Origin of the sequence: Streptomyces sp. NPDC049040 (assembly GCF_043197715.1) — a bacterium.
Taxonomy (GTDB): Bacteria; Actinomycetota; Actinomycetes; order Streptomycetales; family Streptomycetaceae; genus Actinacidiphila.
In genome coordinates this window covers 792,440-815,177 of record NZ_JBICTO010000002.1, presented here as the reverse complement: position 1 = coordinate 815,177, position 22,738 = coordinate 792,440, and the positions used below count along the sequence as shown (strand labels likewise).

The 22,738-nt window shown below is 73.5% G+C and carries 20 protein-coding genes; 11 read left to right on the top strand and 9 right to left on the bottom strand.

All coding sequences use genetic code 11. From position 1 onward, the window contains the following. Positions 1–9 precede the first annotated feature (9 nt). The gene (locus ACGFMP_RS08500; protein ID WP_393671136.1) at positions 10–1,668 is read right to left on the bottom strand and encodes a phytoene desaturase family protein; all 1,659 of its coding nucleotides are present in this window, start codon (positions 1,666–1,668) and stop codon (positions 10–12) included. A gap of 295 nt (positions 1,669–1,963) precedes the next feature. Between ACGFMP_RS08500 and ACGFMP_RS08495 the strand changes: the two genes are divergently transcribed. The 3 genes from ACGFMP_RS08495 to ACGFMP_RS08485 are packed head-to-tail and all read left to right on the top strand — an operon-like array spanning position 1,964 to position 4,606. After that, entirely contained in the window at positions 1,964–2,224 is a 261-nt protein-coding gene (locus ACGFMP_RS08495) for an acyl carrier protein (protein ID WP_393671135.1), read from the top strand. Further along, the gene (locus ACGFMP_RS08490; protein ID WP_393671134.1) at positions 2,217–3,455 is read left to right on the top strand and encodes a beta-ketoacyl-[acyl-carrier-protein] synthase family protein; all 1,239 of its coding nucleotides are present in this window, start codon (positions 2,217–2,219) and stop codon (positions 3,453–3,455) included. Before ACGFMP_RS08495 ends, ACGFMP_RS08490 begins: the two co-directional genes overlap by 8 nt. Beyond that, a complete protein-coding gene (locus ACGFMP_RS08485) occupies positions 3,452–4,606 on the top strand; it encodes a beta-ketoacyl synthase N-terminal-like domain-containing protein (protein ID WP_393671132.1) in 1,155 nt (384 codons plus the stop codon). Before ACGFMP_RS08490 ends, ACGFMP_RS08485 begins: the two co-directional genes overlap by 4 nt. A gap of 363 nt (positions 4,607–4,969) precedes the next feature. Here ACGFMP_RS08485 and ACGFMP_RS08480 read toward each other — a convergent pair whose 3' ends face one another. From ACGFMP_RS08480 to ACGFMP_RS08465, 4 genes are all read right to left on the bottom strand, one after another. Next, complete coding sequence (locus ACGFMP_RS08480) at positions 4,970–5,413, bottom strand: ester cyclase (RefSeq protein WP_393671131.1); 444 nt, start codon at positions 5,411–5,413, stop codon at positions 4,970–4,972. 68 nt (positions 5,414–5,481) lie between these two features. After that, on the bottom strand, positions 5,482–6,186 hold the full coding sequence (gene fabG / locus ACGFMP_RS08475; RefSeq protein WP_393671130.1) for a 3-oxoacyl-ACP reductase FabG: 705 nt from the start codon (positions 6,184–6,186) through the stop codon (positions 5,482–5,484). Then, complete coding sequence (locus tag ACGFMP_RS08470; RefSeq protein ID WP_393671128.1) at positions 6,183–6,902, bottom strand: HAD-IA family hydrolase; 720 nt, start codon at positions 6,900–6,902, stop codon at positions 6,183–6,185. The genes fabG and ACGFMP_RS08470 overlap by 4 nt, the downstream gene beginning before the upstream one ends. Continuing rightward, positions 6,899–7,891: an AfsA-related hotdog domain-containing protein gene (locus ACGFMP_RS08465; protein WP_393671127.1), complete on the bottom strand. Its 993-nt coding sequence runs from the start codon at positions 7,889–7,891 to the stop codon at positions 6,899–6,901. Before ACGFMP_RS08465 ends, ACGFMP_RS08470 begins: the two co-directional genes overlap by 4 nt. Positions 7,892–8,120: 229 nt before the next feature. Between ACGFMP_RS08465 and ACGFMP_RS08460 the strand changes: the two genes are divergently transcribed. Beyond that, complete coding sequence (locus ACGFMP_RS08460; protein ID WP_393671126.1) at positions 8,121–8,765, top strand: MerR family transcriptional regulator; 645 nt, start codon at positions 8,121–8,123, stop codon at positions 8,763–8,765. A 76-nt stretch (positions 8,766–8,841) separates the two neighbouring features. On the opposite strand, the gene ACGFMP_RS08455 is transcribed toward ACGFMP_RS08460, so the two are convergent. The 3 genes from ACGFMP_RS08455 to ACGFMP_RS08445 form a co-directional block, all read right to left on the bottom strand. Continuing rightward, positions 8,842–9,645 carry a BTAD domain-containing putative transcriptional regulator gene (locus ACGFMP_RS08455; RefSeq protein ID WP_393671124.1) on the bottom strand — a complete coding sequence of 268 codons (804 nt, stop codon included), beginning with the start codon at positions 9,643–9,645 and terminating at the stop codon, positions 8,842–8,844. 144 nt (positions 9,646–9,789) lie between these two features. Beyond that, on the bottom strand, positions 9,790–10,488 hold the full coding sequence (locus ACGFMP_RS08450; RefSeq protein WP_393671123.1) for a response regulator: 699 nt from the start codon (positions 10,486–10,488) through the stop codon (positions 9,790–9,792). After that, a complete protein-coding gene (locus tag ACGFMP_RS08445; protein WP_393671121.1) occupies positions 10,451–11,578 on the bottom strand; it encodes a sensor histidine kinase in 1,128 nt (375 codons plus the stop codon). The genes ACGFMP_RS08450 and ACGFMP_RS08445 overlap by 38 nt, the downstream gene beginning before the upstream one ends. Before the next feature lie 578 nt (positions 11,579–12,156). Here ACGFMP_RS08445 and aceE point away from each other — a divergent pair. From aceE to ACGFMP_RS08410, 7 genes are all read left to right on the top strand, one after another. After that, a complete protein-coding gene (gene aceE, locus ACGFMP_RS08440; protein WP_393671120.1) occupies positions 12,157–14,829 on the top strand; it encodes a pyruvate dehydrogenase (acetyl-transferring), homodimeric type in 2,673 nt (890 codons plus the stop codon). A gap of 192 nt (positions 14,830–15,021) precedes the next feature. After that, on the top strand, positions 15,022–16,044 hold the full coding sequence (locus tag ACGFMP_RS08435; protein ID WP_393671119.1) for a GNAT family N-acetyltransferase: 1,023 nt from the start codon (positions 15,022–15,024) through the stop codon (positions 16,042–16,044). Between the two features lie 96 nt (positions 16,045–16,140). Further along, positions 16,141–16,653 carry a DUF4240 domain-containing protein gene (locus ACGFMP_RS08430; RefSeq protein WP_393671118.1) on the top strand — a complete coding sequence of 171 codons (513 nt, stop codon included), beginning with the start codon at positions 16,141–16,143 and terminating at the stop codon, positions 16,651–16,653. Positions 16,654–16,746: 93 nt separating this feature from the next. Beyond that, positions 16,747–17,643 carry a TIGR01777 family oxidoreductase gene (locus tag ACGFMP_RS08425; protein WP_393671117.1) on the top strand — a complete coding sequence of 299 codons (897 nt, stop codon included), beginning with the start codon at positions 16,747–16,749 and terminating at the stop codon, positions 17,641–17,643. 177 nt (positions 17,644–17,820) lie between these two features. Continuing rightward, a complete protein-coding gene (locus tag ACGFMP_RS08420; protein WP_393671115.1) occupies positions 17,821–19,053 on the top strand; it encodes an NAD(P)/FAD-dependent oxidoreductase in 1,233 nt (410 codons plus the stop codon). Positions 19,054–19,898: 845 nt separating this feature from the next. After that, a complete protein-coding gene (locus ACGFMP_RS08415; RefSeq protein WP_393671114.1) occupies positions 19,899–20,393 on the top strand; it encodes a hypothetical protein in 495 nt (164 codons plus the stop codon). 59 nt (positions 20,394–20,452) lie between these two features. After that, positions 20,453–21,196, top strand: a complete 744-nt coding sequence (locus ACGFMP_RS08410; RefSeq protein ID WP_393671112.1) for a hypothetical protein — start codon at positions 20,453–20,455, stop codon at positions 21,194–21,196. On the opposite strand, the gene ACGFMP_RS08405 is transcribed toward ACGFMP_RS08410, so the two are convergent. After that, positions 21,171–22,697: a transglutaminase-like domain-containing protein gene (locus ACGFMP_RS08405; protein ID WP_393671110.1), complete on the bottom strand. Its 1,527-nt coding sequence runs from the start codon at positions 22,695–22,697 to the stop codon at positions 21,171–21,173. The genes ACGFMP_RS08410 and ACGFMP_RS08405 overlap by 26 nt on opposite strands. Positions 22,698–22,738: the final 41 nt, after the last annotated feature.

Here is a 22,738-nt window from a genome sequence, read left to right as displayed (position 1 = left end):
TCCCCCGTCTCAGGCGGCGGTGCGGCTGTCGCCGCGCGAGACGGCCAGCGGGTCCCAGGTGCCGTGCCGATGCGGCAGCAGCGCCGGGTCGCCGAGGACGGAGCCGGTGTGCACCTCGTGCATGAGCCGCCGCCCGGTGATCCGCCCGGCGCACGAGATGCCGCTGACCGCGGCGCCGGTGATCCCGTTGCCGTGGCGGGTGTCGGCGCCCGCGACGTAGAGGCCCTCGACGAAGGTGGCGTTGTCCGGGCGGTTGCCGGGGGTGCCCCAGTGGGCCATGCCGAAGGGGGTTCCGCCGGAGGAGAGCGTGTAGCGCTGGTGGGTGAGCGGCGTCGCGGTCTCCAGGTGGGTGAGGTGGCGGCGCAGCGGGCCGAGCAGCTCCTCGGCGGTGTCGAGCACGGCCTCGGTGAGCCGGTCCTTCTCCCGCCGGTAGCCGGGGGTGCTGCGGTAGCGGCCGCCTGACGCGTCCTGGGCGCCGCCCCAGCCGTCGAAGCCGGGCGGGCAGAGCGTCATCAGCTGGAAGTTGGAGTGCCCCGGCGGGCAGATCCGCGCGGTGCGCGGGTCCTTGCCCGAGGCGAAGGACGCGAAGAGGAAGTCGCCGCCGGCCGGCGCGGCGCCGCTGCGCAGGTCGCGGTGGAAGCGCTCGATGTCGTCGCCGCGATACCACCACAGGTTCGCCTGCCGGCCGAGGTCGCGGTCCAGGGCGACGTAGACGGTGGCCCACGGCAGCGCCATCCGGGCGTCGCGGGTCTTGGCGGCGAGCCTGCGCGGCAGCCGCTCGGCGCCGACCAGGTCCAGCATGGTGCGCCGGTAGTCGGCGTTGGAGACGACGACGGGCGCGTCGAGGCGGCTGCCGTCGGCGAGGACGACCCCGCGCACGCGGTGCCCGTCCAGCGCGATCCGGGTGACCAGGCTGCGGGTGCGCAACTCACCGCCGTGGGCGCGGATCACCTCCAGGAGTCCGGCGGCGAGCATCTGCCCGCCGCCGCCGGGGTAGTACGCGCCGCGCACGTAGTGGTCGGTCACGGTGGCGTGCAGCGCGACGGACGCCTCGTCCGGGGCCATGCCGTAGTTCGGGGACTGCGCGGCCAGCAGGGTGCGTGCGCGCGGGGACAGGCCGCAGTGGTCGAAGAGCTCGGCGAGCATGCGGCGCCCCCAGGCGACCGACTGCGGGGCTTGCTGCGGCAGTTCCGCGACGGGGACGTCCTCGGCGGCGACGATGGCGTCCCGGCGTTCCCGGCCCAGGCCGCCCACCACGTCGAGGAACGTGTCGATGCCCGCCGCGTCCCGCGGGCACAGTCCGTGCAGCCGGCTGCGGTACGCCGCCCAGTCGGCGGGCATGTCGAGCACGGCGCCGGGGATGATGATGCGGTCGAAGCCGTCCCGGTCCATCTCCCGGTACTCCAGCCGCCCGCGCAGGCCGAGGCCGTCGGTGATGGCGGGCAGCAGCCCGCCGGGGCCGCAGTCGCCCAGGTAGTGCACCCCGACGTCGAACTCGTAGGCGCGGCGCCTGCGGAAGACATGGCTGTTGCCGCCGGCCACCCCGCCCTGCTCGGCGACCAGCACCCTGCTGCCGGTGACCGCCAGATAGGCGGCGCACACCAGGCCGCCGATCCCGGAGCCGATGACCACGGCATCCCACTGCTGGTATTCCCTGTCGCGGTACATGGCCCGGGACCACCTCTTTCCGGTTTCCTCTTCGCGGCCGACCTGCCGGTCGACCGATTTTCCCGGTACCGGCTGGAAAGCCTGCCGAAATATCGTCGAAGCGCCGTGGAAGGTCCATGGAAGCCGAATGAAAGCACGACCGGGAAAGACCGGGTGGCGTGTTTCTTCCGGGGCATCGCCTGTGTCTTTGGATGAGCTTTCCCTTGCTCGTTCAACTGTGCGGAGTTTACGTTCTCCATGCCCGAAGCCACTGGTAGTGCAGCTGGAGAGAGGTACGACGATGTCACATCAGGTCGTGGAATCGAGCGCGAAATTCCGTGCCAAGGTCAGCATGATCGTCATCGAGGAACTGGAGCTCGAAGAGGGTGAACTGACCGACGGCGGGCACTTCATCGACGACTACGAGGGAGATTCACTGTCGCTGATCACGGTCCTCTCGCGCATCGAGAAGGAATTGGGAGTCGCCATTCCCACCGAGGAACTGGGCGACCTCGTCAACCTGAAGGCGCTGGCCGACGCCGTGGAGCGCCATGCCGCAGGGAACGGGAATGGCTGAGGCGGCCGGCGGTGCGCCGCGGGGGCGCCGGGTGGTCATCACGGGCCTCGGCGCGGTCTCGCCGGTCGGCATCGGGGCCGACGCGTTCGCCTCCGCCGTCCGCGAGGGCGCCGACGGCACCGCACCCATCCGGAGCTTCGACGCGAGCCGCTTCCCGCGCCGGCTGGCGGGCGAGGTGCTGGACTTCGATCCCGCCGACCACCTCAAGCGGCTCGAGCCGGGTCGCTGGGGCCGCAGCGGCCTGCTGGCCGCCGCGGCCGCCCGGCTCGCGGTCGCGGACGCCGGCATCGACGAGGGGCTACTCGAACGCACCGGGGCCGGTGCGATCCTCGGCACCACAAGCGGCGAGTCCGCGGTGGTGCAGGCGCTCGCCGAGCAGTGGCTGGCGGTCGGCCTGCCGGGTCTCGACGGTGAACTGGCCGGCCAGGTACCGGCGTCCAGGATCGCGAACGCCGTCAGCACCGAGCTGGGCCTGACCGGCGACACCCAGACCATCCCGACCGCCTGCTCGGCGTCCAACTACGCGCTGGGCTACGCCTACGACCTGGTCCGCAGCGGCGAGGCCGACGTGATGCTCGCGGGCGGCGCCGACGCCGTCAACCGGCTGACGCACGCCGGGTTCTACGCGCTGGGCGCGATGGCCGAGGACGTGCCGCGGCCGTTCGCCGCCGAGCGGTCCGGCATCGTGACCGGCGAAGGCGGAGCGGTGCTGGTGCTGGAGACGTACGGGCACGCGGTCGCCCGCGGCGCGCGGGTCTACGCCGAGGTGCTGGGCTACGCGGCGAACTGCGACGCCACCCACATGGTGCACCCGGACGCCGCCAGCATCGCCGAGTGCATCAGGGCCGCACACCGGGCGGCCGGGGTGCGGGCGGAGCAGATCGACTACATCTGCGCGCACGGCACCGGCACCCCGACCAACGACTCCACGGAAGTGGCCGCGGTCCGCGAGGTGTTCGGCGACGACATGCCGCCGATCAGCTCCATCAAGTCGATGCTGGGCCACACCATGGGCGCCGCCTCCGGCTTCGGGGCGATCGCCTGCTGCAAGGCGCTGGAGCAGGACTTCCTGCCGCCGACCGCCAATGTCAGCGCGCCCGACCCGCAGCTGGGGCCCGGCGTGGACTGCGTACCGGGAACCGGGCGCCCGGCGAGGCTGGACATCGTGCAGAACCACGGGTTCGCCTTCGGCGGCAACAACGTCATCACCGTCTTCGGGAGGGCCTCGTGACATCCCTCGGCCATACGCTCGACGCGCCGGCCGGTCCCGGCGCCGCCACCGCCTCCGCGGCGGGCACCCGGCCCTCCGTGGTCCTGCCGCTGTACCTCACCTCCGCGGGCGTGGTCACCGCCGCAGGGCAGACCCTGGCGGCGCTGGCCGCACCGGACCGCGCGGTGGCGCCGCCCTCCGGGCCCGCGGTGGACGAGGCGGTCGGCTACCCGCCGCGCCCGGTGCGGGCCGTCCACGGCTTCGACGTCAAGGAGTACTTCGGCCGCAAGGGCACCAAGTACCTCGACCGCCTCACGTCCTTCGGGCTTGTCGCCTGCAAGCACGTGCTGCGCGAGGGACCCGTGGACGCGGCCGCCGGGGCGCGTACCGGGGTGGTGCTCGCCACCAACACCGGCTCCACGTCGACGCACAGCACGCTGCTGTACGACACCCTGACGATGGCCAAGCCGTATCTGGTCAACCCGGGGCGGTTCCCCAGCACCGTCATGAACAGCACCTCGGGGCAGATCGCGATCCGCAACGGGCTGCGCGGCCTCAACGCGACCGTGGCGGGCGGCCAGACGGCCTCGCTGCTGGCCTTCCGGCACGCGCGGCTCGCACTGACCCTCGGCCGGGCCGACCGGCTGCTGGTGGGCGGCGCCGAGGAGCTGAACGCGCCGGCGGCGTGGGCCTGGCACCGCACCGGGGTGCTGCACCAGGACGCCGCGCTGGGCGAGGGTGCCGCGGTCTTCGCGGTGCAGCGCGACCCCGCCCCCGGCGCGCTGGCCGAACTCCTCGCCTGCGAGGTGCGCTTCACACCCGACCCGCGCGCCTGGGCGGAAGGGCTCGCCGACGCCGTGACCCGGGCGCTGGCGCGCAGCGGGGTACGGCCAGAAGAGGTGCAGGCGGTGTCGCTGGGCGCCGCCCACCACCGCGGCCTCGACCGCATCGAGGAGCGCGGTGTCCGCGCGGCCCTCGGCGGCCGGCTGCCGTCGGCGCTGCGGGTGTCCGACCTGCTGGGCGAGACGTTCAGCGCGGGCGGTGCGCTCCAGCTGGCCGCGCTGCTGGCCCGCTGGCAGGCGACCCCGCCGGCCGGCCCCGTCGCGGGCCTCGTCACCTCCGTCGGCCGGGACGGCAATGCCGCCGCCCTGGTCGTCCGCGCCCCCCACTGACCCCCTTCCGCATCAAGGCGGCGCCCGCGGCCCCGGCCGCGGGCGCCGCCGCGTCCGCGTGGGTTCGGGTGCGGCCGCGCAGGGGCCGCCCCGGTGCCGGGCGCGGCCCGTGGGCCACGCACCGCGGCCCCACGTACGACCGCGGCGCCGACGCGGCCCGTCGGCACCACCGCCGCCCGCCGGAACCGGTGGGTGGCCCGTGGGCCACGCACCGCGGCCCCACGTACGACCGCGGCGCCGACGCGGCCCGTCGGCACCACCGCCACCCGCCGGAACCGGTGGGGGCGGACGTGGCGGAGCCGCCGGCCCCGGGGTGGGTCGGCGGCTCCTTCGCGGGGGCGGCCCCGCGGGTCTGCGGCCGGGTCAGGCCTGGCTGCCTGCGGGCGGCAGCCGGAGCTGCACCGCACCGATCTGCGCGAGCAGGAACAGGTCCTGGCGGCAGGCCCAGTGCTCGTGCACGAGACCGTCGTCGCCGACCCGGTAGATGTGGATGTGCTCGACGTCCACCTTGTTGCCCTTGCCCTCGAAGCCGAGGAAGTCGCCGGTGTGGATGCCGGTGAACCGCACCCGGATGACGGCCTTGTCGCCGTCGGCGAAGGAGTCGATGTGGTCCCAGGCGGCCTCGGTGAACACCGAGTTCATCCAGCGGGCGGTGCCGAGGTAGCCGCCGGGGCCGCCGGGGGTCCCGGGCGGCGCCTCGTGGTCGACGAAGTCGTCGGCGACGAGTTCGTAGGCGACCTTCTCGTCAAGGTCGTTGAAGACCTTGCCCATCTGCTGGGCGATCCCCAGCACGGTGTCGTTGGACATGTGCTTCCTTCCGTTGCGGACGAGCAGGACGAGCAGGACGAGCGGATCGTGCGGCCCGGCCGGCCGGTTCAGTGGCCGACGCCGAGCCCGCCGGTGACCGGGAGGATCGCCGCGGTGACGTACGAGGCCTCCTCGCTCACCAGGAACCGGACGGCGGCGGCCACCTCCTCGGCGGTGCCAGGGCGGAAGAGCGAGGTCTGGGACAGCACGTGCTCGCGCCGCTCGTCGGTGACGTCCCTGACCATGTCGGTCTCGATCAGGCCGGGCGAGACGATGTTCACCGTGATCTTGCGGCGCCCCACCTCGCGGGCCAGCGAGCGGCCGAACCCGATGAGGCCGGCCTTGGAGGCGGCGTAGTTGGTCTGCCCGGGGGCGCCTGCCATCGCGCTCATCGACGACATGAGCACCACCCGGCCCCAGCGGGCCTTGACCATGTCGGGCAGGACCTCGCGGGCGACCGTCACCGCGGACAGCAGATTGGTCTCGAGGACCGTGCGGAAGTCGTCGTCGGGCATCCCGAGCAGCAGGTTGTCGAGGGTGATCCCGGCATTGGAGACCAGCACCTGGATCGGTCCGTGCTGGATACGCGCCTCGTCGACGGCGCGCCGCACGGACTCGGGGTCGGTGACGTCGCAGCGCACCCCGAACAGCCCCTCGGGCGGTTCCCCGGTGCGGTAGGTGACGGCGACCTTGTCGCCCTGTTCTGCGAGCAGCCGCGCGGTCGCGAGGCCGATGCCCCGGTTCCCGCCGGTCACGAGCACGGAACGGCTCATCGGTCGGCTCCTTGTCGGTCGGCTCCCCGGGTGACGGGTCCTGGTGCGGGTGCGGGCGCCCCGGCGGCGTCGAGCAGTGCGGTCAGGCGTCGGGCGGCGTCCGCTGTGCCGGTGAAGTGCACGGCCTGCCAGCCGGCCGCCACCGCCCCCGCGCAGTTGTGTTCCAGGTCGTCCACCAGCACGCAGCGTCCTGCGGGCACCCCGGCCCGCTCGGCGGCCAGGGCGAAGATCTCCGGGGACGGTTTGCGGGCGCCGACCTCGAAGGACAGCACGACGTCGTCGAACAGCGCGGGGACGTCGACCATGCGCCGCCAGTACGCGTCCCAGGTCGGGACCATGTTGGACAGCATCCCGACGAACGCGCCGCGGGCGCGGGCGGTGGCCAGCCGGTCGGCCCAGGCGTGGCTGGTCTCCCGGCCGTCGAACCACGCGTCGGCGAGGGTGGTCAGCCGGACCCCGGCCACCCCGTGCTCCTTGTCCAGCACCTCGGAGACCTCGGCGAGCCATGCCTCCTCGCTGACCAGCGGGGTGTCGATGGGCTCCATGGTGTCGCGGGTGCCGTAGCGGGCGGTGACCGTGCCGAGTGCCTGGTGCAGCACTCCAGGGTCGATGCCCTGCCGGGCGCAGAAGGTGCCCATGGTGTGAGCGATCGGCGGGGTCATGACGCCCCCGAAGTCGGACCATACGGCAAGGTGTGCGGTGGTCGTCGGGCTCACGGGGCTCCCCCGGTCGTGGTGACGGTGATACGGGCGATCTCGGCGCCGTCCTGCACGAAGCGCACCGGTAACTCGCCGGGTCCCGCGCGGTGCTCGGCCGCCGGCGCCTCCGCGCGCAGCGGGGCGTCGAGTTCGGCGAACCGGCTGAAAGCGGCGGTGAATCCGGTGGCGTAGGTCGTCAGCGGGGCGCCGGTGGCGAGCAGGGCGATCTGCCGGGCCGCCTCGACCAGCGTCATGGCGGGCAGGTGGTCGTACACGTGGTCGAACAGCGACCGGTTGTCGAACCGGGGGGTGACGGCCGCGGAGAGCCCCCGGGCGCCGGTGCGCGGGTCGGACAGGGTGACGTTGACCGGGAGGGCCCGGCCGACGAGTCCTGGCGCGACCCGCGGCGGGCCGCCGGACGCCTCCTCCCGGTCCCGGCGGTCCGACGTCAGCGGCGCGGGGCCGCCGCGCTGGGCGCGGCGCAGCACCTCGTGCTCGTGGGCGTTGAGGAAGAGCACGTCCATCTCGTGCTCACCGACCTCGGCGGTGCCGTCGATCAGGAACCGCTGGACGACCTTCCCCTTGCGGTAGCGGCCCCGCCGGGTGGGCTCGCCGATGTAGTCGGTGTCGATACGCAGCCGGCCGGGGCCGGCGCCGATCAGCAGGTGCCGGAAGCCCGGCAGTTCCAGCCGGAAGGTGTCGACGATCATCAGCGTGCCGGGGGACAGTCCGATGTGGACGTGCGACCCGGCGATGGCGGCCTGCCGGCCGGCCTCCAGCAGCAGCAACGCGTCATGGGCGGCGGGCCGCTGCACGTGGTCGTTGTAGTAGCCGTGGTTGAGCGGCAGTTGGACCGCCGCGCTGACCAGGCGGTCGGCGACCGGGCGGACATCGGTGACGAAGACCTCGGAGACCGCGTCCCGGTGGACCAGGGATCGGTCGACGGTGCGGCCGTAGTCGAGCTCGACGGGCACCGCGGGGGCTTGCCGGTCCACGGGTGTGGTCATACCTCGTCCTTCGGCTGGGCTGGGGCTGCGTACCCCTGTGTCCTGCGGCCGGGTGCACGCAGCGGGCTGCCGTTTCAGCCTGGCAGCGGCCGTTGGAAGCCCGATGTCACGCGTGTGCAGCGGTGATGGAAGCGGTGTGGAAGCGTTCGCGGCCGGCCAGGCGGCGGGGCGGGGGCGGCCGGGTCCGAGGCTCTGGGCCGGGGTCCGGTCGGCGCAGTAGGCTGGTGGAATGCGTATCGGCGACCTGTCGCGGCGTACCGGGGTTCCGGTTCCGACGATCAAGTTCTATTCGCGCGAAGGCCTGCTCCCGGCGGGCCAGCGGACCAGCCCGAACCAGGTGTCGTACTCCGAGACGCACGTGCGCAGGCTCAAGCTGATCCGGGCGATGCTCGAGGTCGGCGGTCTGTCGGTGGCGGCGGCCCGCGAGGTGCTGGCGAAGGTCGACTCGCCGTTCACGACGATCCACGGGGTGCTCGGGGTGGCCCAGTCGGCCATCACCCGTCCCGCGGCGGACCGGGAGGCCGACGACGGGCGCTGGGAGCGGGCCGAGCGCGAGGTCGCCGAGCTGGTCCAGCGGCACGGCTGGGCGGTCAAGCCGGAGAACCCCGGCTGGCGGGCGCTGGTGCAGATCGTGGTGACCTACCGGGATCTGGACCGGGAGGACCTGCTGGCGCTGCTCGACCGGTACGCGGACAGCGCGGGCGAACTCGCCGTCGCGGAGCTCGCCGTGCTGGACGATGTGCCGAACGCCGACGGCAAGGTGGAGGGCGCGGTGCTGGGCACCGTGCTGGGGGACGCGGCGATGTCGGCCCTGCGCCGGATCGCCCAGGAGGACGTCTCGGGCCGGATCCGGCCCACCCGCAACTCGGCCTGAGCCGACCGGCGCACCTTCCCCCGGCCACGCGCCGGCGACCCCGAGCCGACCCCGCGCTCCTGCTCCCGCGCACCCCTCAGGACGCGGCGGCCCCGGACAGGATGTGCCGCTGGAGGCGCAGCAGGTCCTCGCACGGTTCTAGGCCCAGTTCCTCCGCGAGCACGCTGCGCACCTGGTGGAAGGCGCTCAGGGCCGCGCCGCGCCGCCCGCAGCGGTGCAGGGCGTCGATGAGCCGGGCGTGCAGCCATTCGTTGAGCGGGTCGATGGCGATCAGCCGGTGCAGCTCGGGGACGAGCTCCCGGTGCCGTCCGAGCCGCATCGCGGCCTCGATCCGCAACTCGTTGGCGCGGGACTGGAGTTCCTCGATCCGGGTGGCGTGCGCGGCCAGCACCCGGCCGCGTGCGACGTCGGCGAGGGTGCGGCCGCGCCACAGGGCCAGCGCCGCGTCCAGCCGGTCGAGCGCCATGTCGTACTTCCCGTCGTGCAGGGCGCTCCTGCCCTGGCCGTAGAGGCGGGTGAACTCCTCGACGTCCAGCATGCCGGGGGCCGTCCGCAGCGAGTAGCCCGTCCCCTCGGTGCTGATCACGCAGTGCACGTCGGGCACGCCCAGCTCCTGCGCCAGCTCCTGGCGCAGGTGGTAGACGTGGGTGCGCACGGTGCTCACCGCGCTCGCGGGGGCGGCGCCGTCCCACAGCTCCTCGACGACCGTGTCGACGTCGACGACGTCGTGCGCGCGGACGGCGAGCAGTGCGAGCAGCTTGCGCACCTTGGGGCCGCGCGGGCGGTGCGCGGCGCCGTTGCCGTACGCCTCCACCGGGCCCAGGATGCGAATGCCGACTCCGGTGCCGGCACCGGGCAGCGGGGTGAAGTTGCGGGTCATCGCGGTCCCCGTTCAGGTCGTGGATCGGCCGGGCGGGCTCACGGTGAACCTACGGCAAGCGGCGGGCCTGTGAACATGCTCTTCTGGACGTAGCGGGATCCTTCGAAAGAGGTAATTGACAGCCGCGCTTTATTTTCGGCTACATTATTGAAGCGGTCGCGGACCCGGTGTCTGCGGACGTTGTATGAAGTGAGCATCCACTGCTTTGTTTACAGCGTCGATACGCGAGACGGCCCCGAGTTTTCCGAATATGTTGCGCAGGTGTCGTTTGACAGTTCCTTCCGTGATCTTCAGCCGGGCGGCGATCTGCCGGTTGCTGAGTGCGGCGGCGGTGAGCGTCAGTACTTCCCGCTCCCTGGCCGACAGCACCGGCTGGCCACCGCCCTGCGGCTCCTGCCCGCCCACCCCGCCGCGGGGCACGGCGATGGTCAGCTGGGGTTCGCGGGCCCTCGCGGCCCGGATCGCCAGCAGAAGGGATTCGCGGGGGGCGCTCTTGTGCAGGTAGCCGCGGGCCCCGCGGGCGAGCAGTTCGTACACGAGGCGGGGGTCGTTGTGCATGGTGAGCATGAGCACGTGGAGGTCGGGGAAGCGCGCGACGAGTTCCGCCACGACGGTGGGCGCGTGGTGGCCGGGCATCTCGACGTCCATCAGGACCACTTGGGCGCGGGTGTGCTCCACGAGGTCCGCCAGCCGTTCCGAGGTCCCCACGTCGGCGACGACCTGCAGGTCCCGTTCCGAGTCGATCAGCTGGCACAGCGCGCCGCGCAGCAGCGAGTGGTCGTCCACGGCGATGATCCGGATCGGCTCAGCCGTGGCGGACGGCCTGCCCTCCCTGGTCTGCACGTTCGTCCTCCTCGATCGGGATGGACAGCTCGATGGCCGTACCCCGCCCGGGGACGCCGGCGACGGCCAGCCGCCCGCCGAGGAGTTCGACCCGCTCGGCCAGCGACGCCAGGCCCGCCCCGCGCCGCGCGCCCGGCGCGAAGCCGGACCCGTTGTCGCGGACCCCGGCGTGCGCTTCGCCGCGCTCGAGGCGCAGCGTGACGGTGACCCGGGTCGCGTCGGCGTGCGCGAGCGCGTTGCGGATGCACTCCCTGAGCATGACGAAAAGGTCGTCGCCGACGCCGGGCGGCAGCCGGCCGCCCGCGTCGGGGACGTCGATCTCGACGGCGGTGCCCTCGACGCCCATCGCCTCGGCGAAGCCGGTCAGCGCGAGCCGCAGCGACAGGGTGCTGGTGCAGGTCTCGGTGCGCAGCTCGCCGACGATGTCGCGCGCGGTGTGCACGGTGCCCACCACCGCGTCCTGGAGGCTGCGCAGCCGCGGGTCGGTGTCCGCCGACAGGCCGTGCTCGAGTTCGAACAGCTCCAGCTGGCGCAGCGCGAGGCTTGCGGCGCTGCCGATGCGGTCGTGGACGTCCCTGGCCAGGGCGCGGCGGCTGCGTTCCTCGGCGTCCCTGACCGCGTCGAGCAGTGCCATGTCGTAGCCGCGGACGTCCTCGGCGAGGCGGCTGCCGACGGCGTCGTGCAGGGCGAGCAGCAGGGCGCCGTCCGGGTCGCCGAACAGCGCGCCGAGGCGGTCGACGGCGACCCGGAAGAGCAGCAGCCAGGCCTGGACCGACGCCCGCGGCGGGATGTCGCGGGCCAGCAGGACGGCGTGCAGCCGGCCGGGGGTGCGGTCGGCGCCGGGGTCGGGCGGCGGCGACTCGACCGCGTGGCCGAGGGCGTGTGCGCACGCGGTGAGCGTCGTGGCGGCCAGTCCCTTGCAGACCCGCCAGCAGTCCCGGTCGGTACCGAGCGGATTACCGGATTCCACAAGCCGGTGCCGGAATGCCTCCAGCACTTCGGGAACGAGCACCTGGAAGGCCGCGTCGACCCCGCCTCCTGGAGAGGCCCGCGGATCACGCCCGACACCGCGTAATGATTTGTTGCGCACCAGTCGTCCCCCGTTGCGTTCGCATTGCCCGCTGCCGAGATCAGCGGTCGGCGATCGAAAGAATCCGGACGCGAAAAAACAGTTTGAGCATGCCTGCTTGACACGCTGAGTGTCAAGCGGCCCCGATGACTACGCACGGAAAGTAATTTCCTTTTGAACAGTGCGACATTCGGACGCGCAATGCATATGCCGGGCATCGCATTGGAGGCCCGTCGCGGCACAGATGTCCAGGTGGGCCGCCGGGGTCGTGGCGGCGGGCGGCAAGGGTGCAGTGGCGGTATCAGGACAGGCCGCCCGGCACCGCCGCCGTCGCCGAACGTCACTGATCCACCACCCACGGCTACCGGAGGGATTCCGTCGCACCCCTGCCGGGGGCGGGTCTCGCGCGAATCGAAGGCGAAGTGGCGATGGCATTGCGTGCCTCGAAGGCTGGCACCCCGTGCCGGTTTGGAATCGACCCCGGAGAAGGATTGATCGATCATCGATCGCGGGCGTATCGTCGAATGCGGAGGGCGAGCCCTGTCTGCCGACTCAAAACTCGCACTCATCACCTCCCTCCGCTCGGAAGGCGGCACCCCATGCCTGACGCTGTTGGCCGTACCCGGCCGAGTCAGCTCGATCAGATCCCGGACCGCGACCCGGAAGAGACCACTGAGTGGCTCGCGTCGCTGGACGCCGTCACCAAGGCCGCCGGTCCGCACCGCGCCGCGTATCTGATGCGGCGCACGCTGGAAAGCGCCGACGCCGACGGCATCGGCCTGCCCTCACTGCTCGAAACCGAGTACATCAACACCATCCCGACCGCCGCGGAGCCCGCCTACCCGGGCGACGAGGCGATGGAAGCCAGGATCACCGCCTGGAACCGCTGGAACGCGGCGGCCATGGTGACCCGCGGCAGCAAGCTCGGCCTCGGCGGCCACATCGCCACCTTCGCCTCGGCGGCCTGGCTCTACGAGACCGGCTTCCAGCACTTCTTCCACGGCAAGGAAGGCGACGGCTCCGGCGACCAGCTGTACCTCCAGGGCCACGCCTCCCCCGGCATCTACGCCCGCGCCTTCCTGGACGGCCGGGTGTCCGAAGGACAGCTCGACCGCTTCCGGCAGGAGGCCGGCGGCGACGGCCTGCCGTCCTACCCGCACCCGCGGCGGCTGCCGTGGCTGTGGGAGTTCCCCACCGTGTCGATGGGCCTCGGCCCGCTGTCCGCGATCTACCAGGCGCGCTTCAACCGCTACCTGGAGCACCGCGGCATCAAGGACACCTCCGGCTCGCACGTGTGGGCCTTCCTCGGCGACGGCGAGATGGACGAGCCCGAGTCGACGGCCGCCCTGGCGCTCGCCGGACGCGAGGGCCTGGACAACCTGACCTTCGTGATCAACTGCAACCTCCAGCGGCTGGACGGCCCGGTCCGCCCCAACTTCAAGATCGTGCAGGAGCTGGAGTCGCAGTTCCGCGCCGCGGGCTGGAACGTCGTCAAGGCGCTGTGGGGCGTGGCCTGGGACGAGGTGCTCGCGCAGGACACCGACGGCGCCCTGCTCCGCAGGCTGCGCGAGGTGCCCGACGCGCAGTTCCAGACGTACGCCACCCGCGACGCGGCCTACATACGCGAGCACTTCTTCGGTGCGGACGCCTCGCTGCGGGCGATCGGCGGCCGGCTCACCGACGCCAAGCTGCTCGAACTCTTCCAGACCTCGCGGGCCGGGCACGAGCCGCGCAAGGTCTACGCGGCCTACCGTGCCGCCCTCGACCACAAGGGCGCCCCCACGGTGGTGCTGGCCCAGACGGTGAAGGGCTACACGCTCGGCGCGGGCTTCGAGTCGCGCAACGCCAACCACCAGATGAAGAAGCTCACCGGGCCGCAGTTCCGTACGATGCGCGACCTGCTCGAGCTGCCGATCCCGGACAGCGCGCTGGACGCGGACACCGTCCCGTACTGGCACCCCGGCGAGGACTCGCCCGAGATGCGCTACCTGCGCGAGCGGCGCGCGGCCCTCGGCGGCCCCGCCCCGGCCCGCAAGGTCGTCGCCAAACCGCTGCCGCTGCCGCCCGACAAGGCCTACCAGAGCCTGGAGAAGGGCTCAGGCACGCAGGAGATCGCGACCACCATGGCCTTCGTGCGGCTGGTCAAGGACCTGATGCGGGAGAAGGAGACCGGCCGCCGCTGGGTGCCGATCGTCCCGGACGAGGCGCGCACCTTCGGCATGGAGTCGCTCTTCCCGTCGGCCGGGCTCTACTCGCCCAAGGGCCAGACGTACGACCCGGTCGACCGCGACCAGCTCCTGTACTACAAGGAGGCGAAGGACGGCCAGATCCTCAACGAGGGGATCACCGAGGCCGGCTCGCTCGCCGACTTCACGGCCGCGGCCACGTCGTACGCCACCCACGGCGAGCCGATGATCCCGTTCTACATCTTCTACTCGATGTTCGGCTTCCAGCGCACCGCCGACCAGTTCTGGGCGCTGGCCGACCAGTTGGGCCGCGGGTTCGTGATCGGCGCGACCGCCGGCCGTACCACGATGACCGGTGAGGGCCTCCAGCACGCGGACGGCCACTCGCATCTGATCGCCTCCACCAACCCGGCGGCGATCTCCTACGACCCGGCGTTCGCGTACGAGGTCGGGGTCATCGTCCGCGAGGGCCTGCGGCGGATGTACGGGCCCGAGGCCGAGGACGTCTTCTACTACCTGACGGTCTACAACGAGCCGAAGGTGCAGCCCGCGATGCCGGCCGGTGTCGAGGAGGGCATCCTCAAGGGCCTCTACCGCTACCGGCCGGCCGCGGAAGCCGCCCCCGGCGCCCCGCGGGCGCAGCTGCTGGCCTCCGGCACCGCCATCCACTGGGCACTGGACGCGCAGCGGCTGCTCGCCGACGACTGGGGTGTGGCCGCCGACGTGTGGTCCGCGCCGTCCTGGACCGAGCTGCGGCGCGAGGCGCTGGAGTGCGACGCGGCCCGGCTGCGCGGCGAGGAGCGCACGCCGTACGTGACGCGGGCGCTGGAAGGCGCACCGGGTCCCGTGGTCGCCGTCAGCGACTGGATGCGGGCGGTGCCCGACCAGATCGCCCCCTGGGTCGAGCAGGACTGGACGTCCGTCGGAACCGACGGCTTCGGCCTGTCCGACACCCGCGAGGCGGCCCGCAGGCACTTCGGTGTGGACCCGCAGTCGCTGACCGTCCAGGCACTGGCGGCGCTCGCCAGGCGCGGTGAGATCCCGACGTCCAAGGTCAAGGAGGCGGCGGAGCGCTACGGGCTCTGAAGGACGCCGCGGCCCCGGTGACCAACCGGTCCCTCGCCGCCGTCACGGGTGTGGCCTGTGCCGATTCCCGTGACGGCGGCTTCCTTTTGGTGCGCAAGGCGCCCAAGTAACCCGTGGAACCCCGGAGTCGGCCAAACCTACTGGCTCGAAAGGGATTGCGGGCCTCTGGAGGTACCGGTTAAGTTCCCCCGGATGCCTGCCAATCCCAGCCCTCTGACGGCTCCCACCGCCGAGGATCTCCGTGCCTGGTACCGGGTGCAGTCCGCCGCGCTCGCGCACGACCGGCCCGGAGAGCCGGTGCCTTCGCAGGCCGCGGTGCGGGCCGGGCTGACCACGACCGGCAGCCGCAGGCGGCTGGTCCTGTGGCTGCTGCGCGGCTCCGGTGACGAGCCGGTGGCGACAGCGGTGCTGCGGCTGTCGGAAGGGACGGCGACAGCCGAGGACGGCAAGGCCGCCGGCGGCCCGGCCGAGATCCAGATGACCGTCCACCCGGCCCACCGCAGGCTCGGCACCGGCTCCCGGCTGCTCGCCACCGTCACCGAGGCCGCCACCGCCGCGGGCTGCGGCAGCCTGGCCGCAGAAGCGGTGTCCGGCACCCCCGGCGAGGGCTTCCTCGCCACCCGCGACTTCGTCCCCGTCACCCGCCTCACCTGGCAGCGCCTCGCGCTGGACGACATCCCGGGCCCGATCGGCAAGCTCCCCGAGGTCCCGCACCCCGGCTACCGCCTGACCGCATGGGAGGGCGCCGTCCCCGACACCCTCACCGGCGGTTTCACCGACGCCCTGCGCGCCCTGCCGGCCCCGCCCGCCGCCGCGGCGGGCCTCGACCACGGCGACACCCGCTGGGATCCGGCCACCGTCCAGGAGACCGCCGAGCTCGCCGCCCGCCGCGGCGACCGGCTGCTGACGGTTGCCGCACTGCACGAGGACGACGGCGCGGTCGCCGGCTACACCACCGTGCTGCTCCCCGGCGACGGCGCCCGCCGGGCCCACCAGTACGACACCGCGGTCGTCCCCGCCCACCGCGGCCACGGGCTCGCCCTGTGGATGAAGTCCGAGATGCTGCGCAGGCTGCCCGGCGTGCAGCCGGACCTCACCGAGATCCACACCGGCGTCCCCGACGACAGCCGCCACCTGCTGGCGGTGAACAACGCGCTCGGCTTCCGGCCGCTGCGCCGCACCGTCCGTTACCGCCTGCGGTTGCGCAGGCGCTGAGCGGTACCCCGTGCGGCTTCCTGTGCGTAACGACACGGACGCATCCGGCGGACAGGGCGTGCACCGGCGGGCGGCAACCGGGAAGCTGTACGGGTGATGGACGAGACGCAGTTCTGGGAGATCGTCGACAGTACCCGCGAGGCCGCAGGCGGCGATCCGGAGGACCATGCCGACCTGCTCGTCGAGCGTCTTGCCCAGCTCGACCCCGAGTCGGTGATCGACTTCGCGCGGCACTTCGAGACCCGTTTCATCCGGGCCTTCAGATGGGACCTGTGGGGAGCCGCCGACATCATGCTCGGCGGGGCCGACGACGAGTCGTTCGACTACTTCCGCTGCTGGCTCATCGGCCAGGGCAGGCACGTCTTCGAAGGCGCACTGCACTCCCCCGACGATCTGGCCTTCCTCGTCACGGACTTCGACGCGGAGACCGACGGGGACGCGGAGGATCTCGGCTACGCCGCGGACGAGGCGTACGAGCAGCTGACCGCCGTCCGGCTGCCCGACCTCGGACTCCCCCAGCAGGACCGGCCCGAGGGCGACCCGCTCGACTTCGACGACGAGGGCGCGATGGCGGCGCGCTTCCCCCAGCTCTGGTCCCGCTTCACCTGACCGTTCCCGCACGGCGGTGCGCGCCCGCGGAAAAGGCGCGCCCGCACGGCGCAGGACACGGCCCCCCGGCGCCCCGGGAGGGAGGATGACCGCATGCGAATTGCCGTCACCGGCGCTTCCGGCCTGATCGGGTCAGCGCTGACCACCGCCCTGGCCTCCGACGGCCACGAGATCGTCCGCCTCGTACGGCGGCCGCCCGAGACCCCCGACGAGGTGGTCTGGGACCCGGCGCGCAAAGCGCTCGACCCGGACGCGCTGGCCGGGTGCCAGGCCGTCGTCCACCTGGCCGGCGCCGGCGTCGGGGACCGCCGCTGGACCGACGAGCGCAAGAAGGTCCTGTACGACAGCCGGGTGCTGGGCACCGCCACGATCGCCGCCGCCGTCGCTGCACTGGACACGCCGCCCGGCGTGCTGCTGTGCGGCAGCGCGATCGGCTACTACGGCGACACCGGCGACAGCTGGGTGGACGAGGACAGCGGGCCGGGCACCGGATTCCTCGCGGAGCTGGTCCAGGACTGGGAGGCCGCGGCGGAACCGGCCACGTCGGCCGGCATCCGCACCGCGTTCGCCCGCACAGGACTGGTCGTCGCGCGGCACGGCGGCGCGTGGGGCCGGCTCTTCCCGCTGTTCAAGGCGGGCCTCGGCGGCCGGCTCGGCAGCGGCAGCCAGTTCTGGAGCTTCATCTCCCTGCACGACGAGATCGCCGCGATGCGGCACATCCTCGACACCCCCGCACTGTCGGGGCCGGTCAACCTGACCGCCCCGCAGCCGCTGCCCAACCGCGAGGTCACCGCCGCCATGGGCCGGGTCCTGCGCCGGCCGACGCTCGCCACCGTGCCCGCGCCCGCGCTGCGCCTGGCCCTCGGCGAGTTCGCCGGCGACGTGCTGGGCAGCCAGCGGGTACGGCCCACCCGGCTGCTGGAGTCCGGCTTCGCCTACGCCTTCCCGGAGATCGACCAGGCGATCGGTGCGGCGTTGCGTTCCGGATAAGGCCGGATCCGGGCGGTTGCGCCCGCATCAGTTGCCTTTGACGAGGGCATGAACCCTTACCGGCGTTCTGCGCCACGCGCTTCGAGCGGACCGCGCCGTCGCCGGCACGAGCGGGGAGTCGACCCGACCTCGGGGAGGGAAATCGTGCTTTCAGCACGCCGTGGGACCACGGCACCTGTGGACGTCATCGTGATCGGAGCCGGGACCGCCGGACTGGCGGCCGCGCACCACCTGCTCGACGCCGGACTGACGGTCACCGTCCTGGAGGCGGCGGAACGCGTCGGCGGCCGGATGGCCACCGACGAGGTCGCCGGCTTCCGGCTGGACCGCAGGCCGCAACTGCTCAACACCTCCTACCCCGAACTGCACCGCACGCCGGGGCTGCGCGGGCTGCCGCTCGCGCCGCTCGCACCCGGGGCGCTGGTACGCGCCGGGGGCCGCGGCTACCGGGTCGGCGACCAGCGGGGGGCGCGCGCGGCCTTCGGCTCCGCGCTCGACCGGGCGCGGCTCACCGCCACCCTCAACCGGCTCGCCGGCACCCCCGACGGGCGGCTCGCCGCCCGCCCTGAGACGACCGCCGCGCGGGCGCTGAACGGCCGCGGGTTCGCGCCGCGCACCGTCGACGGCTTCCTTCGGCCGCTGCTGGCCGCGCTGCTCTGCGACCCGGAACTCCAGACCTCCAGCCGGGCCGCCGACCTGGTGCTGCGCGGCTTCGTCCGCGGGCGCACCTGCCTGCCGGCCGGTGGTGCGGCCGGGCTGCCGGAAAGGCTCGCCGCGGCCCTTCCGCCCGGCACGGTACGCCTCGGTACCCCCGTGGCGCGGGTCGCGGTCAGCAGCGTCAGGATCGCCGACGGCACCGAACTGCCCTGCCGGGCGGTCCTGGTGGCGACCGGGGCGCGGGCCGCGGCCGAGCTGCTGCCGGGCCTGCGGGTGCCGTCCTTCCACCAGGTCACCGTCTTCCACCACACCGCGCCGGTCGCGCCGCTGCGCGAACCGGTGCTGGTGCTGGACGCCGACCGGCTCGGGCCCGTGTCCCACACGATGCCGACCGGCGCCGTCGACCCCACCAGGGCGCCCGGCGGGCGGCCGCTCATCACCTCCGTGGTGCTGGGGCCGCCGCCCGACGGGGACTCCGACAAGTCGGTGCGGGCGCATCTGGCGGAGCTGTACAGCACCTGCACCGACGAGTGGGAGCTGCTCGGGATCCACACCGACCCCGAGGCCGTCGCCGCGATGCCCGCGCCGCACGACCTGCGCCGGCCGGTCCGCGTCCTGCACGGCCTCTACGTCTGCGGCTCCCACCGCTCCACCAGCACCCTCCAGGGCGCCCTCCACTCGGCGCGGCGCGCCACGGCCACCCTCCTCCACGACACCGCGACGCCGCCGGCTCCCGCGAGGGCTGCCGCATAGGGCCTGGCGGGCGGCCGCGCACTCGACCACCCACCGGCCGGTGGTCCGGCACGGACCGAACAGCCCCTCCCGGCCGGTGACGACGTACATCCCGACACGGGCCGCCCGCGCAGTCCCCCCTTCGCCCCTTGGGCTCGGGCGGTGGGGACTCGGTCCCCCGGAGCGCAGTAATGCGAATACGCCCCCTTGGCAACGGCCGTTTCCGGAAAACTCCGCGGATATTCGGAAACGCTGTCACCCGGCGGGGCCGCCGATACACTTTCGGCAAGGCCCGCGCCACCGGGCCTTTGGCCTCCCGGGGGGAAATCGGCATGGGGGGATTACGCGACTCCCGATTAGTCGTCATCGCCTGCACACTCACCTGCATCGCCGCGGGCCTCGCGCTCGAACTGGGCACGCAGATGCATCGCACCACCGTGGACGCCGACCAGGTGCGGCTCGTCAGAAGCTCCTGGCCGCAGTCCTCGACCCCGCACTCGGGGCCGCCGCCCAGCACGGCCACACCGCCGCGGTCGACTGACGCGGCGGCGCCTGGCAACCCCACGACAGGCCCGCCGACCTCGGATCCATCGGCCTCGGGTCCGCCGGGGTCGGGCGGCGACGGGCCTCCCGGGTCAGCCGGTTCGCCGGGCCCCTCGGGCACCGCAGGCAAGCCCCGCGGCACGGCCGGCCCTGGGGCGGGCACCGGCCCGCCCGCACCGGCAGGGTGCGGCTCGCCGAGAGAAGTCCACGGCTTCGACGTCCACTTCACTTTCCCGTGCGAGAACTCCGCGACGGACACCTACCCGACGCTCGTCATTCACGTATCGGGTTATCCGGCGGCCGGCCACGGGGGATTCACGGTCGTGCAGACCGTACTCACCGACAAGAACGGGACGATCAAAGAGCGGCCCGTCTTCGGTATGTTCCCCGACGGTGTCTCGCCGGGCTCGAACCTGAGCAAGGAGAAGAACACCTGGACGGGTAAAGCCCAGGTCGGCACACCGTGTACGCACGACCGCGGCAGGACGACGCTGAGCATCTACTTCCTGACCGACTCCGGCGTCGAGGAGGCGGCCCGCACCTGGAAGCCGGCCGTCCCGATCGGGCGCATGCCCGCGGGCAGCGAGTTGATGGACGAGGTGACCGTCGAACGGCACGGTTCCTGCGACACCGGCCCTTCGCCCACGACGGGTTCGCCCACGACAAGCCCTTCGCCGACGACGAGCCCGAGCCCCGAGCCGACGACCCCGCCGCCCACCGGCTCCCCGTCGACCACGCCGCCGCCCAGCACACCGTCCCCCACGACCGCGTCGCCCACCACGCCGCCTCCCACCACGCCGACGCCGACCGGTCCCTGACCCCGGCGCGGCCTCCCCGCGCCACCCGGCAGATCCCGCAGCCGAAAGGACGATCCCGCATGCCAGAAGACAACGAGCCGACGCCCGCTGACGAGGCGGCGGCCGGCACCACTCCCCCGGTCGCCGACGGCACCGGCACGGTCGAGGTCGAGACACCGAGGACCAGGATCCAGATCGCGGTGATCGGCGCGGCCGGCCTGGTGGTCGTCGCGCTCATCGGCCTGATCAGCGCGTTCGTGACCCGCGACGGCGGCTCGGGCGGGAGTTCGACCTCGTCAGGCGGCTCGGTGGTCACCACAGCCCCCGGGCCCGTGACGACGACCCCGCAGGAGACGTCCGAGCCGCCGGTGGGCGACGCTCCGTGTGCCACGCCCAAGAAGGCCCACGGTTTCACCGCCGCCTTCGTCAGTCCCTGCACCGGTGCGAAGCTCAAATCGCCGTATCCGGTGATCACGCTCAGGGTCCAGGCGTATCCCGACGACGATTCGCAGGGGCAGCTGTGGGTGGTCGTCAGGATCCTGTCCGACGGCAAGGGCACCCCGCTGGCCGACCGCCCGATGTTCGCCGCCTACCCCATCGACGCCGCGCACGCGCGCGAGGTCGGCGCCACCACCTGGACCAAGGACCTCCAGATCTACGGCACGTGCCACGACTTCGGCCCGGCCGAGATCCTCACCTACTGGCTGTCGCCGAGCGGGGCGAAGAAGGCCGCACAGTGGCAGCCGTCCCGGCCGATCACCATCCCGTCGGGGAGCCAGAAGCTCGACGACGTCACCGTCAACATGGAGGCCGGCGCCTGCTGAGCGGCCCACGCCCGGCACGGCCCCTCCCGGCCCCGGACTCGTCCCCGGGGCCGGGACCGGCACGGACGGCCGCCGCCAACCGCGCCGCCCGCTCGGCCTCTTCCGTCCCCGCCTCCGCGGCGGGGACGTAGAGCGTACGGTCCACCAGAAGCGCCAGCTCCCGCAGCGGCGGCAGGTCCGTGGCCGCGGCGACGTCGCGTGCGGTGGTCGACCGCGAGGCGGCCACCCCGCCGTCCCGCAGCGAGCGCTGCCACAGGACCAGGATCCGCTGCCGCGGGTCCAGCGCCGCCCATCGCGCCGCCGCCGCCCGCCGCTCGGCGATCCGATCGGCCCGCCGGTCGCGCAGGACGACGAGGCCCGAGGCGACCGCGGACAGCAGCAGCACGGCGCCCGCGGCCAGCGCCAGCGGCCAGACCGCCCGGCCGGACCCCGCGGTGCCGCGGTGCGCGGGGGGGCGCGCCGCCTCCGTCGTGGCCGCGGGGCCGGGGGAAGCGAGCACGCCGCCGGAGACCGTACGGCCGGGCAGCGGCCAGTAGTCCACCCAGACGCCGCCTTCGCAGGCGATTTGCGGCCAGGCCACCGCGTCGCCGCCCAGCACGTCGAGGCCGCCGTCCACCGAGACTTCCCGCTGGGGCGCGAAGCCCGCCACGACCCGGCTGGACGCACCGAGCATCCGCGCGGCGAGGGCGAAGGCGGTGGCGTACTGGTCGCTGGTGCCGTGGCCCTCGCGCAGCGCCGCCGTCACCCCGGCGCAGCCGTCCTCGGCCGGTCCTGCCGGGTCCGCGCTGCCCGTCCCGGCCACCACCTGCTGAAGTTCCGCCAGTTGGTCGGCGAGCGGTGCGTTCCTGTGCACCCTCCCGAGCAGCGAGCGCAGTTCCGGCCCCGCACAGCCGGTGCTCGGCTCGGCGGCCAGCGGCCGGCCGCCGGGTGCCCGGGGCGCGGTGTCCACCACCAGCGAGTACGCCGTACGGGCGCCCGACGTGCGCAGCGCCTCCGAGCGCGGGTCGTAGCGGGTGCCCGCGGGGTGCGCGGTCCGTACGCCGAAGGGGTGCGGCACCAGCCGCTCGGGGTGCGCCAGCACGACCTCCACCCGGGTGCCGCCGCCTGCCGCCGGGAGCGCGGTCAGGGCGGGGGACGCCTGCCAGCCGCTGTCGGCCCGGTAGCCGTCGTACGCGAGCAGCGGCCACAACCGGCCCGCCTGCCCCGGCGGCCCGGCGAATCGCGCGTGCAGGACCGGGGCCGCGGGCGAGCTGTTCCACCGCGGCAGCCGGGACAGCGGGTCGGTCTCCGGCGGGTCCGCGGGCCGAGCCGCGACGACCTGTTGGTGCGGGCCGAGCCGCGGCAGCGGTACGAAGACGCCCGCGGCCGCGACGCACGCCACGACCGCGGCCACGACGATCCCCCGCCCCCGCCGGACCCGGCGCCCGGCCAGCAGCATCCCGGCCAGCGTGCCGGCGACGACCCCGGCAAGCAGCGCATCCCCCGCACGCCCCGTCCCCATCACCGCTGCCTCCCCCGCCGGGCCACCACGTCACATCCGGC

Coding starts and splice junctions, on each gene's coding strand:
- ACGFMP_RS08435 (WP_393671119.1), top strand. CDS start 15,022: ATGCCTGCCAATCCCAGCCCTCTGACGGCTCCCACCGCCGAGGATCTC.
- ACGFMP_RS08455 (WP_393671124.1), bottom strand. CDS start 9,645: ATGACCCGCAACTTCACCCCGCTGCCCGGTGCCGGCACCGGAGTCGGC.
- ACGFMP_RS08500 (WP_393671136.1), bottom strand. CDS start 1,668: ATGTACCGCGACAGGGAATACCAGCAGTGGGATGCCGTGGTCATCGGC.
- ACGFMP_RS08425 (WP_393671117.1), top strand. CDS start 16,747: ATGCGAATTGCCGTCACCGGCGCTTCCGGCCTGATCGGGTCAGCGCTG.
- ACGFMP_RS08460 (WP_393671126.1), top strand. CDS start 8,121: ATGCGTATCGGCGACCTGTCGCGGCGTACCGGGGTTCCGGTTCCGACG.
- ACGFMP_RS08465 (WP_393671127.1), bottom strand. CDS start 7,891: ATGACCACACCCGTGGACCGGCAAGCCCCCGCGGTGCCCGTCGAGCTC.
- fabG (WP_393671130.1), bottom strand. CDS start 6,186: ATGAGCCGTTCCGTGCTCGTGACCGGCGGGAACCGGGGCATCGGCCTC.
- ACGFMP_RS08410 (WP_393671112.1), top strand. CDS start 20,453: ATGCCAGAAGACAACGAGCCGACGCCCGCTGACGAGGCGGCGGCCGGC.
- ACGFMP_RS08480 (WP_393671131.1), bottom strand. CDS start 5,413: ATGTCCAACGACACCGTGCTGGGGATCGCCCAGCAGATGGGCAAGGTC.
- ACGFMP_RS08490 (WP_393671134.1), top strand. CDS start 2,217: ATGGCTGAGGCGGCCGGCGGTGCGCCGCGGGGGCGCCGGGTGGTCATC.
- aceE (WP_393671120.1), top strand. CDS start 12,157: ATGCCTGACGCTGTTGGCCGTACCCGGCCGAGTCAGCTCGATCAGATC.
- ACGFMP_RS08430 (WP_393671118.1), top strand. CDS start 16,141: ATGGACGAGACGCAGTTCTGGGAGATCGTCGACAGTACCCGCGAGGCC.
- ACGFMP_RS08405 (WP_393671110.1), bottom strand. CDS start 22,697: ATGGGGACGGGGCGTGCGGGGGATGCGCTGCTTGCCGGGGTCGTCGCC.